We start from the raw sequence: 12584 nt of genomic DNA on the forward strand, positions 1-12584 counted from the left end.
GGGACTGCGGCCCACGCGGTTTCCGCACGGGCGCGACAGCCCTCCAGCCTATGCCGCTGCGTTCACCGGGGGCAAGGATTTTTTCACAGCGGCGCCTCAGGCGCGCGCGACCGACTCCCGCGCGAGCAGCGCGCGCTTCACGTCGAGACCCCAGGCGAAACCGCCGAGGGCACCGCCCGTGCGGAGCACCCGATGGCAGGGCACGAACAGGGCCGGGGCGTTGCGGGCGCAGATGGATGCCGCGGCGCGCACGGCCGCGGGCCGTCCCAGCGCGGCGGCGAACTCCGCGTACGTGAGGGGGTGGCCCGCGGCGATGCGGCGCAACGCCGCCCACCCTTCGAGTTGCAGAGCGGTGCCGGTCTGGGCGACGGCGACCGTGTCGATCGCCGTCAGGTCACCCGAGTAGTACGCGTCCACGGCGGATGCGGCATCCGTCTCCCCCTCGCGGACGTCCCCGGGGGCGAGGGCGATCCGGCCGAGGATGGCGGCGGGGTCAGCGCTCCAGCCGCTCGCGAGCACGCGTCCGCGGTCATCGGCGAGCAGCGTGAAGGGGCCGTCGGCAGTGGGGATCGTCTGGATGGTCGCGGTCATCGAGGGCTCCGTTCGCGGGGTGCGGTGCGTGCGCGGGGGTCACGGATCGCCGTGGTCGGCGCGGCGCGCCAGAGGTGGGCGGTGAGATAGCTGCGCCAGGGCGCGGCACGGACGGCCCACGCCTCGTACCCGCGCGGGTCGCCGGGGATGCCCGCCGCTGCCGCTCCGGCGCGGACGGCGACGTCGCCGGGCAGGGTGATGTCGGGGTCGCCGAGCACGCGCATGCGCACGTAGTCGGCGGTCCAGGGTCCGACGCCGGGCAGTGCCAGCAGCGCCTCGCGCTGCGCGAGGCTGTCATCGCCGGGACCCAGCTCGAGCGCGCCCGAGGCGAGCGCCGCAGCGGCACCGGTGACCGCGCGGATGCGCGCGGCGGGGCCGCGCAGCACCTCGCTCCCGTGCTCGGCGATGGCCGTCATCGTGGGAAAGAGGCGGTCGAGGCCGTCATGCGGCGCCACGCGCTCCCCCAGTTCGGCCGTCAGCGCGGTCAGAGCCGTGCGTGCGGCCGCGACGGTGATCTGCTGACCGATCATCGCGCGGATGAGCATCTCGTGCGGGTCGGCGGTGCCGGGCACCCGGATGCCGCCGGTCGCGGCGACCAGCGGCGCGACGGCAGGATGCGCCGACAACGCGGCATCCACCGCCGTCGGGTCGGCGTCGAGGTCGAACAGCCGCCGTACGCGGCTCACCAGCACAGGAAGATCGCCGAGGTGGGTCAACCGGGCGTTCAGCCGCAGCTTCCCCGCGCCATCGATCCGGATCGCGAACCAGACCGGGCCCCCGGGCAGACGCAGAACGCGGGCGAATGCGTCGTCGCCGGCCTCTTCGACTCCCGCGACGGCGCGGGCGCGCATCCACGCGAAGAGCCCCGCGGCATCGAACGGTGCACGGTACGGCAGCACGAGGTCGATCGTCCCCGCCGCAGGTGTGCTCACTGCGCGCGCCGCCGCCGGTCGGCGCGCACGCAGGTCGCTCGGCGAGAGGCCGAACACCTCGCGCACCGTGTCGTTGAACTGACGGACGCTGGCGAATCCGGCGGAGAAGGCGACGTCGGCGGCCGGTAGGTCGGTGGAGACGAGGAGCATCCGCGCGGTATGCGCCCGCTGAGCGCGGGCGAGGGCGAGGGGCCCGGCGCCGAGCTCGGCGGTCAGCAGGCGCGTGAGGTGGCGAGCCGAGTAGCCGAGGCGGCGCGCGAGCCCCGGAACGCCTTCGCGCTCGACGACGCCGTCGGCGATGAGCCGCATCGCGCGTCCGGCGATGTCACCGCGCAGGTCCCACGCGGGTGAGCCGGGCGCGGCTTCCGGCAGGCACCGCTTGCAGGCCCGGTACCCCGCCTCGTGGGCCGCGGCCGACGTGGGATAGAACGTGACGTTGGCGGGCTTGGGCGTGCGCGCGGGACAGCTGGGACGGCAGTAGATGCCGGTCGAACGCACCGCCGTGACGAACTGACCGTCGAAGCGCGCGTCACGGGCGTCGATGGCGCGGTAGCGCTCGTCGAACGTCATCGCGGAGGTGCCGGGCGATGAGTTCATGTTCCCAGCCTGACACGCTCGACGCGCGGTGGCTCGCGGAAATCGGACACGGCGGCAGGGCAGCGTCAGCGACCTGGCCGCCGGACGTCACCCAGAGGCGGGGACGGGTGGACGGTCCCGCAGCGCGCGCTCCACCTGCGCTCGCCGCAGTTCCATGTCTGCGCCCAACTCCGATGCGAACATCGGGTAGGCCCGAATGATCCGGGCGACGAGATCGACGGGCAGAACGAGCAGGGTCGTCGGAGCCGCGGCGACAGCGGTCACGAGAGCCGGCTCGCGCGTCACAGCAGCCGTCCCCACGAACTCACCCTCGCGCAGATCTCCGCAGACGACGTCTCCCCGCGGTGTGGGCACGGTCAGCCGCGCGGAGCCCTCGACGAGGTAGCACACGACAGAGGGCACGGCTCCCGCTCGACCGAGGTACTCCCCCGGCGCGTACTGCTCGGTAGTGCACGCGCTCAGAGCCGCCGTGCGCAGCTCATCGTCGAGGTGGAGGGCGCGGGCCGAAACCTCGACCGCCGCGCGCACGCGCGCCTCGTTCGCGGCGTCGTCGGGCCCTACCTTGTCGAGCGACAGGCCGTGGCGACGCGCCGCGTACCACAGCCGCCCGAAGAACTCCGCGACCGTCTCGTCCGACTGACTCGGCGCGGCGACGGGGATCTCCACGGTGTAGGCACCGGATCCGCCGTACTGCACGGCCGAGGGCCGTTCGGGGATCCGCATCGGCATGTCGTCCGCCGTGCGGCGCAGCACAGCCGCCACCTCGTGCGGCGCATCGCTCGGTGCGAACGCGACGGGAACGACGACGACGAAGGGCCCGGCGGGCCGGCTCAGATTGCGAAATGATGCGCCGGCGAGAGTCGCGTTGGGAATCACCTGCAGCCCCGAACCGGTGTCGATATGCAGAGCGCGCCAGTTGACCTCGACCACGCGCCCCGACGCACCATCCGTCTCGATCCAGTCGCCGAGCTTAAAGGGCTGCTCGAAAAGGACGAGCAGTCCGGAGACGATGCCGCCGGCCGCATTCTGCAACGCCAACCCCACGATGATGGAGGTGACGCCGAGGGTTGCGATCAACCCCTCAATATCGGCGTTCCAGACCACCTGGAACAGCACGGCGAGGCCGACCACGACCAGCAGCAGCCGCACGATCTCGACGAAGATCGTCGGCACACGCTCGCGCCATGTCCCCTCGCGCGCCGTCGAGAACAAGGCAACGTTGACACCGCTGAGCACCAGCAGGATGAGCAGGAACCCGAGCATCGTACCGACGATGCGCACCCAGACGAGGTCCTGGTCGGACCGTGTCGCGAAGGCGAGCAGCGCGACGAGGGCTGCCACCGGGACGACCGCATTGCGCAGGAGGAGCAAGGGGCGCACGGCGGGGTTCCGACGACGACGCAGCACGCCGATGATCTCCGTAAGCGCTACAAGAACCAGCGGAACGCCGATGGCGAGGGCCGCGGCCCACCACACCCACCCCTCGGCGAGGACGGGGATCATTCGGTGACCCGCCAGACCGCGCTCGTACGACCGGAGGAGTCGACGGTGCCGACCTCAGTGAACTCCCAGAGCCCGTGCACGCGGTCGTGCACGGCGTCGCTAACGTAGACGCCCGGCGCGTCCACGGCGCGACGGACGCGACTGGCGAGGTCGACGGCTTCGCCCCAAAGATCGTAGGCGAGGCTCGAACGAGCCACGAGGCCACTCGTCACGGCGCCGGTGTCGACACCGGCGCGAAGTTCCAGACTCGAGCCGGTGCGCTCGTTAAAACGTCGCACATGAGTGTGCATCTCGAGCGCGAACTCGACAGCGCGGCGCGCATTGTCCACGCGGGGGATCGTCAGCCCGCAGCTGGCGAGGTAGCCGCCCCGCAGTGTACGCACGGACTCGACACCGACACGCTCCGCAGCCTCCTCGAAGCCTCGCATGAGCTCGTTGAGCGCGTGGGTCTCCTGCTGACCGTCGAGCGCGCGGGAGAAGTCATCGACGCCGAGCAGCTCGGCGTACACGACGGCGACGTCCTCGTGCTGCTCCGCGATCGTCTGCTCACCCTCGCGATAGCGAGCCGCCAGGCTGTCCGGCATGAGGGTGCGCAAGAGCCGCTCGTTCTCCTCGCGTTGACTATCGATGAGGTCCTGCTTTATCTGGAGTCCCGCCGCCATCTCATTGAAGTCCCGCGACAGCTCCCCCATCTCGTCAACGCCGCCGACGGCGACGCGCACGCCGTAGTCGCCCCCGGCGACGCGGCGAACGGCAGCTGCGAGCCGCCGCAGCGGGGCGGTGAAGGCCTGCGACAGCAGCAGCGAGAGCACACTAATGGCGAGGATCAGGCCCAGCACCGATAGAAGCAGCGTGCGGGTGAAGTCTGCAACCGGAGCGAACGCTTCGGTTGTCTCCATCCGCGCGACCACCACCCAATCGAGTCCTTCGATGTTCGCAGGGCCGTACGCCGTGATGCTCTCCGAGCCGATGTATTGCCCGGAGACCATGTTTCCCGTCTGTCCCGCCAGTGCACGGCGCACGGGCTCTTGGTCGACGCTCTGCAGGATCGTCGAGTCGCCGACCTCGACGATGCGGTTCGCATCCTCAGCGGATGTGCCGTTGTCGATGACGCCCTGCGCGTATGTCTCCGGGGAGGTGATGAGCTGGCGCGAGTTCGACCGCATGAGGCCGTCCGTGCCGGCGAGGTAGACCTCCCCAGTGTCGCCCAGGCCCTGCGACTTCCACTGCTCGTAGCCGGTCGTTACGTCGTTGATCCATGAGACGGGAATCTGCAGAGCCATCGCGCCCGTGATGCCTGACTCGTCGCCGATGGGCGAGACGACCCACATCGCAGCCGCGCCCTGGGAGGGTGCCCATGACTCGATGTCAGTGGTCACGACGGTGTCGACAGAGTTCGTCGCCATCGCCTTCCGATATCCCTCGGCCAGTTTGCTGTCGCGGAACGGCCCTCCATCGAGGCTCGTCCCCAGCGCGGGGGTGTTGTAGGTACTGAAGACCACGTCCGCGTCGAGATTCATCACCAGCACGTCCTGGTAGCCGACGGTCTCGACGAGGTTCGCGAAGTACCCCTGCGCGATCGCGTGGGCGGCGCTGTACGCACTCCCGTCGCCCGCGTCCTTGAGGTCGAGGGATGCCGCGGAGCCGCCGCCTTGACGTGTGTACCAGTACTGCAGGTAGGCGCCGGCGGCACTGTCCGGGATGAACGCGCCATCCGCATACCGCTCGCCGGTCGCCTTCTCGAGGCCCGGCAGGAACGACTCCCGGTAGTAGCTCTCCAGCTCCGTCCGTTCGGTCGGCGTCACCGCCGCCGACGACAACGCCGCCCACCCGGCGTTCAGCGCGATCGATGCGTCGCGGGCGCTGGAGTTGTCCGTGGCGAGAGAGGATTCGCGCTGGATTTCGCCGATCAGGGCCGAGACCTCGCCGGTGCGCAGCTCCCGCGCCGCCGTGAGCTTGTCAACGATCGCCGCCTGCAGCGAGTCTCGACCGCTGATGTAGCCGATCAGTCCGACCACACCCGCCGCGACGATGCCGACGACGAGCAGCATGACGAGCAACCGCGACTGCACGCTCAGCCGACCGAACGGGCGCCGCTGCCGATCTCCGCCGAGCTTCTCCACCGCACCGGACATTCGCATCCCTTCCCCAAGTCCGCTTACTCTAGCGCCAGGAATCGACTCTTCATCGCCGCCAAACGGCGTCAGCGGACCCAATCGGTGTGACCGCACAGATCCTGCAGCTCATTGAAGAACCGGGCGACGTGGAATCCGTCGACGGCGGCATGGTGGGCCTCAACTGCGAGTGGCATCATGACGCGGTCATCGCGGGTGCCGTGCCGGCCGATGGTGAAGATCGGGGCGAGGTGACGCCAGGCGTCGCGAATGCTGAGGGTGAACGCCGTGAAGGAGATCCAGGGGATGCTGGATACGTCGAATGCGTTTGGAGGAAGCGTCGGGTCCGCGAACGGCTTCTGCTGCTTCGCGTGAGAGTCCGCGATGAGTGCGGCGCGATCATGAAACGTCGAGCAGTCGGAGTCGTAGCGCGTCCACGCCGCCGAAAAACTCTCCGACTCGGCGTGTAAGACCGTGAAGGACGGGTGCAGCACCGACCACACGGCGGCACGCCCCCTCTCATCGAGCCGCATCCTGAACTCGTCGTGTCGGTTCACGATGGTTGCGAGGGCCCAGATCGGCGTCACGTACAGACGGCTCTCGCTCCGGCGGACGGCATCCACGAGCGACGAGACGTCGACCTCAACAGTGATCGAGTACGTACACACGGCGAGGCTTCCCGATAGTGATCGAAATGCTCGCGTCGCGCCCACGATCGGGTGTCCAGGGTAACGGGGGCCACGGTCCCATTGTTCCGAACACGCTCCGCGGCGACCATGACCTCCGCATTCCGATCCACTTTCGTGGATATTTGCCGGATGTACGCGACCCCGAGGTGAGCCAGTGGCGACGATCACTCCATTCAGGAAGAAAGACCTCGGGAGCCGGCTCATGGTACTCATTGCCCCGTTCGGGCCGGCTCCGCTCGCCCTGATGAACTCTCCCGCTGCCGACTCCGAATGGGCCAGCTGCTTCATGTCCGCATTGACTTTCCTCGCCGTCACCGCGGGGATATGCCTCATCACTACCATCGGGCTCACGCGTCGTTGGCGATCGTGCCCACCTCCTCCTTCTCTCTTCGCGTCGACGCGGCCCCGGCGGCGAGGGCGTCTCGACTCACCGTCGGGGCCGCTCCGCAGCGGCGACACCGCCGCCGCTGGCACCCCGCACTCGGCATCCTCAGAGAACACCACCCTCCACACGGGTGCGCAGACGGCTCATCTTCGCGGGCAGATCCGATGAAACGCCATGGCTTCCCGCGGGGTCACCAGCCGGCCTTGTACTCGAGGTTACGGCTGAGCGAGATGTCGTGCCCCTGGCGCTGACGCTGACTCCGGAACGGCCATGACCCGCCGAAGCGGCGGCGGGTGATCCTCACCATGGTCACACCATCTCGGCGGAGCGCGCGGGCGGTCGGGACGTCGAGGTAGCAGGGCCGGGTAGCCGGCTGCCACCGGGTGTCTTGGTAGATCTCGACGGCTTCTGCTGCCGTTCTGCGGCATTCGCTAACGCGCTGAAGGGCGCGAGAGCGCCTCGGAAGCCTAGAACCTGCATAACAAACACCACCGGCCCGACCGCGCTCACCGCGGAAAGCCGCCCGCTTCAGCGACACCGGCCTTCCTGGCCTCATACAACTAGGTCTCGCTGGCCCGCTCGAGAGCGCCGTCCTGCGGACACGAAAGGGATCATCGAGAGAGGCCGGGTGCATCCGACTCCGTCCAAAGATCTGCTCAATCGATGGCTCGAACTCAAACGGACGACGCATTGATGTTGCCTGGCAGCATCGTGGCCATCACGGCTGAACGCAGCTGCGAAGGTTGACGCGAAGAGCCGTCATCGCCTCGCCGGCATACGGGTGGCGAAGCGGCGCATACCCGCATCAAGGCCTTCGTGTTGCCAACCGCATCGAGTGAAGAAGGAGAAGGCATCGGAGTTGTTGGGGTCGACGAAGGCGAGCCAGCCAGCGCCTACGGGGTGCCCCGGGTAGCTCGTCGCCGTGCACAAAGCTTCTCGCCCATATCCGCAGCCACGAAGTTGTGGCTTTACGGCGACGTCTGTAAGCGCGTGTGGAGCACCGGCAGCACCCCAAGCACATCCGACCAATGCCACGGGTTGGCCGCTGGGCCCGCAGATAACGAGCTGCACTCCTTGCTCCATAGCCAGGACCTCGCGTAGCCATGCGTCATCCAAGGGGCCGAGGCGCGCGTTGAGAACGGGATCGGCGAACCACTGCTGGATCCACTCCCAATCGGACTCAGCAAGCTTCCGTGCTCTTAAGCCAGCGCTTTCGGTCGCCACCGAGCCATCATCTCTAACATGGCGACCGCCCGCCAGCTAGTCTCGCCCCAAACTGTCGTCGAATCCCGCCCCGCTTCCTTCCTCTTCGGCATCGCGCAGGTTGGCAGGACGCGAACCATCACGAACTCACACCCACTCTGTACGACACCGCTCGAGGCGGCGACCGTCTTGCGGCTGAGCGATGAGCAGGGCTCGTAAAGCGCTAGCCGCGCGCTTGGCAACACAGCTAAGCGCGCTCGTTCAGCGCGCCTCGGGTGAGAGCGCCACTATCCCGGCATAGGAGAATCCTCCGCCGAACCCGAAGAAAAGGACCGGTGTCGAAGGCGGAAGTTCTCCCCGACTAGCGAGTTTGGAGAGAGCCAGAGGGATGCTCGCAGCCGAGGTATTGCCTGACTCTTCGATATCCCGCGCAATCACTGTCTCGGTGAAGCCGAGCTGTTCGACGAGTGGATCGATGATCCGCAGGTTGGCTTGATGGGGCACAAAAACACCGATGTCCTCGGGTGTAAGGCCGGCCGCTTCGATAGCTGATCGGGCATGACCCGCCGCCTCAGTGATAGCCCATCGGAGCACGGCGCTACCGTCCTGGCTGAACTTCTCGGATGGTCGCTCGATACGCACCGCATTCGAGAGGCCGGGGGCTGAACCCCAGACAACGCGAGACACGCCGCCGGTGGCGCTCGCACGCAATATGACGGCTCCGGCGCCGTCCGCGATCAGCACCGAGGTCGAGCGATCGGACCAGTCGGTCACGTCGCTGAGCCGCTCGGACCCGATCACGAGCGCAGTTGAGGCGGCGCCCGTGGCGATTACCTGAGTCGCCAACGCGAAAGCATGTACGAAACCAGAGCAAGCGGCGTTCACGTCGAAAACCGTCGCACCGGATAGTCCCAGCATTTCCGCGACTCGCCCGGCGGTATTCGGCGATCGGTCGACGTTCGTACACGTAGCAACAATCACGAGGTCCACGGCCGATGCGGGTACCTCGGTGCGGTTCAGTGCATCACGAGCGGCGAACGCGGCCATGTCAGCCACGGTCTCGGTCTCCGCGAACCGTCGCTCCCGGATGCCCACGCGCTGCCTGATCCACTCATCGTTGGTATCGACAATGGCGGCAATATCGTCGTTGGTCACGACACGGCTCGGTTGATAATGCCCGAACCCAGCCATACGTACGTTGAGGGTGAATCCTGGCGATTGTGTTGACGTCGCGCGCGTAGTCATGGAGGCGACTGTAACTAGAGTCACAGCGCATGCCTCGCCCGGACGACTCAAATCAACTTTTGGAGACATGCGCTCGTCCCACAGCCTTCGAGGGTTTGAACTGCTCCGACTTTGAGCGCGTGGGAGCGAGCCGCCGGCGCCCTGTCAATAGCTCTCAGGATCACCGTGCGGCTGTTCTCAACGGTAGGCGTGTCACTTCTCACTACCCACTCCCTCCGGCGCGCGCAGCGTGTGCAGACAGCTTGGACGATCGGCTCGTGACAAGGAGCGCTGCCCATGGCAGGGTGTGAACAGCGGCGTCAGAGACGCCTTGATCAGACGAACCGCCGCCGCGGCATCTTGATCACCGCGTGAAGGAGATGGCAACTACGGACAGATTTGCAGGCGGCTTCGATGCTCCCTCTGCCGACGACGATCTTGCCACGTTGACCGCGAGGTGGCAGGCGCTGTGGGCACGGTCGGAACCGACTGCCGACGGGCTCCGTCGCGCCTACCCCGATCGGTGGGTCAGGTTTCACACGTTCCCGGATGGCCGACGCCTCGCTGACAGCAGCCAGGACCGCTGGGAGGTCCGCCGTCGCCAGCGAGAGGTGCTGACTCAGATCGCGGGTCGCTCGAGCACGCTGGTGGCGATCGCTGAGGACTGGGACGAGCGCGATGGCGCCGCTGGTTGGAGCGCTGAAGCCCTTCCGTGTCGACGCGCGTGGCGGAAAGGACGTTCCGGCGACATCGAAGGGATGGCGATACCCTCCTTCTTCTGGGTCGACTCCAGCCTCGGCCTGCAACGGAGAGAACTGCTGCTGGATCTCGCCGCCGCCGGTACTGCTCACTTACTGATCGCCCCACCCGATCTGAGCGCGCTCTACGCACCGTACGACGGCGGTATTGACACGTTCATGCTCGAACCATCGCGACGCAAGGCAGTTCGGGAACACTTCAAGGGATGGCTGTCTGCGAGGCCAGACGGGTTGTAAGCAGTAGCTTCCTTCGAGCGTGTTCGTGTCGTTCTGACCAGACGTTACCCGATGGGGAGGCGTCCCACAGGTTGCTATGTCGGTGTGAAGCGCGGGCCGTTGCGTGGTTCGGGCCCCACCATTGCCAGATGGGGTGTCCATCTGGCAATGGCCAAAAGCGTAAGAACCTGCGCCAGGCTGTCGGCGCGAGTCCCGTACAGATTGCGTGCGGCGTCATTGGAGACGTTGCTGACGCCGGCCGCCGGTGGGCTGAGGAAACCACGAGCAAGGCTCTCCGACCGCACTTCTCCCCGGCGGCGCTTCACTGCCCTGGCACGGATCCTCGTCCGAGGACGGTTTGGCATCATACCTACTTTGTGTGACATCTGAAGATCAGTTCGGGGACGGAACGTGACAGCTGGGCGATGCTGAGGCGTTCATCTTCTGTCGTGATCGTTGGAGTAGTGGGATTCGTGTCTTCTTTGGGGCGTTTGGGGCGTTTTTGCAGGTTCACGAGTGGCCTATTGATGGGTGTGGCGATGTTCTCGGTCGGGGCGGGAGCCGCTCACGCCGCGCCCTCAGACGTGGTGGTGTTCGCCGACGGGAATCTGAAAGCCTGCATCACCCGGCAGCTGGGCTTGCCAACCACCGCGCCCATCACCGAGTCGCAGATGGCATCGATCCGTTCCTTGCACTGCTCTGGCGACAGCATCCGGGATGTTGCGCCCCTCTCATACGCGTCCAGCCTTGACAGCCTCGACCTCACCAAGAATGAGGTCAGCGATGTGTCGGCCTTGGCGGGGCTCACCGCGTTGAGAAGCCTCAACCTCTCGAACAACCAGATTGGTGACGTGTCCCCGCTGGCGAGGCTGTCACACCTCACAACCCTGGAACTCAGCGGTAATCCGATTGGGAATGTGTCGCCCCTGGCCGGTCTCACCAGCCTCACGAGCCTCAGCCTGTACGGGAACCAAGTGCGCGACGTATCGCCGCTGGCGGGCCTCTCGAAGCTCACTCATCTCGTCCTCGCCGGAAACCAGGTGGCGGACGTGTCACCGCTGGCGAACCTCACCAACCTCAGGCAACTATTCCTAAGTCGCAACCGGATTGAAGACGTATCTGGGTTGTCAGGTCTTACCAATCTCACTACTTTGGACCTCTCAGAGAATCAGCTGAGGAACGTGACAGGACTGTCGCGACTCACGAAGCTCCCAACCCTCAGTCTCAGCGGAAACCAGATTTCTGATCTGTCGGGGCTAGCGGGCCTCACCAACCTCAAAGCCTTGTACCTCGGGCGCAATCAGATTGATGATCTGTCGTCGTTGGCGAGCCTCACGAACCTCACACACCTGAATCTCAACGACAACCGGATCGGGGACGTCTCGTCCCTGGCTTCACTTACCAAGCTCACAAACCTTGTTCTCTTCAAAAACCAGCTGCGAGACGTGTCGCCGTTGGCGAGTGTCAGCAGCCTTACAAGTCTGGACATCTTCTCGAATCGGGTAGAGAACGTCTCACCGCTGGCTGGTCTCACCAAGCTCACGAACCTCAACCTTTATGGGAATCACGTCGGCGATCTGTCGGCGCTAGCAGGACTCACTAACCTCACAAGCCTGAACGTCGGAGGGCAGGTGATCAGCGCCAGAGCAGTGGTGGGTGTGAGTTCACCTTCTCCGGTGCGTTCGGCAGACCGGGCCTTGGTTCCTCTGACGGTGTCGTCGGGTCACGGAAGTGTGACTGGGACGAACATCACTTGGAACACAGTCGGCACGGGGAAAGCGTCCTGGACAACTTCCGTCACAATTGGCGGAGCGACCGGCTCCTTCGAAGGGGTAGTGACGTACGCCGTCAGCGGAGAGGTGGTGGTCTCCGGGACCCCCGTCGACGGCGAGCTGGGCGTGCCCTACTCCTACGACTTCACCCTGCAGGGCACTCCGACCGCACCAACAGTCTCGGTCACAGCGGGGAACCTTCCCGACGGACTGACCCTCTCCCCTACGGGAGCGCTATCCGGAACCCCGACCGCGGCAGGCACGTTCACATTCGAGGTAACCGGGACCAACGGCTTCGCTCCAAATGTCACCCACAGATACACCATCACCATCACGACCACGGAGGTAGTGGTCTCCGGGACCCCCGTCGACGGCGAGCTGGGCGTGCCCTACTCCTACGACTTCACCCTGCAGGGCACTCCGACCGCACCAACAGTCTCGGTCACAGCGGGGAACCTTCCCGACGGACTGACCCTCTCCCCTACGGGAGCGCTATCCGGAACCCCGACCGCGGCAGGCACGTTCACATTCGAGGTAACCGGGACCAACGGCTTCGCTCCAAATGTCACCCACAGATACACCATCACCATCACGACCCGG

The 12584-nt window shown here is 66.4% G+C and carries 9 protein-coding genes; 2 read left to right on the forward strand and 7 right to left on the reverse strand.

All coding sequences use genetic code 11. The features are described 5' to 3' along the window. Positions 1-96 precede the first annotated feature (96 nt). From DEU37_RS13500 to DEU37_RS13535, 7 genes are all read right to left on the reverse strand, one after another. The gene (locus tag DEU37_RS13500; RefSeq protein WP_121191140.1) at positions 97-591 is read right to left on the reverse strand and encodes a methylated-DNA--[protein]-cysteine S-methyltransferase; all 495 of its coding nucleotides are present in this window, start codon (positions 589-591) and stop codon (positions 97-99) included. Next, a complete protein-coding gene (locus DEU37_RS13505; RefSeq protein WP_121191141.1) occupies positions 588-2120 on the reverse strand; it encodes a DNA-3-methyladenine glycosylase 2 family protein in 1533 nt (510 codons plus the stop codon). The genes DEU37_RS13500 and DEU37_RS13505 overlap by 4 nt, the downstream gene beginning before the upstream one ends. Positions 2121-2207: 87 nt before the next feature. Further along, complete coding sequence (locus DEU37_RS13510; protein WP_121191142.1) at positions 2208-3623, reverse strand: mechanosensitive ion channel domain-containing protein; 1416 nt, start codon at positions 3621-3623, stop codon at positions 2208-2210. Then, positions 3620-5758: an adenylate/guanylate cyclase domain-containing protein gene (locus DEU37_RS13515; RefSeq protein ID WP_183043689.1), complete on the reverse strand. Its 2139-nt coding sequence runs from the start codon at positions 5756-5758 to the stop codon at positions 3620-3622. Before DEU37_RS13515 ends, DEU37_RS13510 begins: the two co-directional genes overlap by 4 nt. A gap of 68 nt (positions 5759-5826) precedes the next feature. Continuing rightward, positions 5827-6405, reverse strand: coding sequence for a CatA-like O-acetyltransferase (locus DEU37_RS13520; protein WP_220699849.1), 579 nt, complete (start codon positions 6403-6405; stop codon positions 5827-5829). A gap of 1165 nt (positions 6406-7570) precedes the next feature. Further along, positions 7571-7894 carry a GNAT family N-acetyltransferase gene (locus tag DEU37_RS15185; protein WP_396652203.1) on the reverse strand — a complete coding sequence of 108 codons (324 nt, stop codon included), beginning with the start codon at positions 7892-7894 and terminating at the stop codon, positions 7571-7573. 381 nt (positions 7895-8275) lie between these two features. Continuing rightward, positions 8276-9259 carry a beta-ketoacyl-ACP synthase III gene (locus DEU37_RS13535; RefSeq protein WP_220699850.1) on the reverse strand — a complete coding sequence of 328 codons (984 nt, stop codon included), beginning with the start codon at positions 9257-9259 and terminating at the stop codon, positions 8276-8278. A gap of 350 nt (positions 9260-9609) precedes the next feature. On the opposite strand from DEU37_RS13535, the gene DEU37_RS13540 reads away from it, so the two are divergent. Beyond that, the gene (locus tag DEU37_RS13540) at positions 9610-10233 is read left to right on the forward strand and encodes a hypothetical protein (RefSeq protein WP_121191147.1); all 624 of its coding nucleotides are present in this window, start codon (positions 9610-9612) and stop codon (positions 10231-10233) included. Positions 10234-10751: 518 nt separating this feature from the next. Then, the coding region (locus DEU37_RS13545) for a leucine-rich repeat domain-containing protein (protein ID WP_183043690.1) at positions 10752-12584 on the forward strand (1833 nt) is incomplete at its 3' end.

Origin of the sequence: Microbacterium sp. AG790 (genome assembly GCF_003634765.1) — a bacterium.
Classification (GTDB): domain Bacteria; phylum Actinomycetota; class Actinomycetes; order Actinomycetales; family Microbacteriaceae; genus Microbacterium.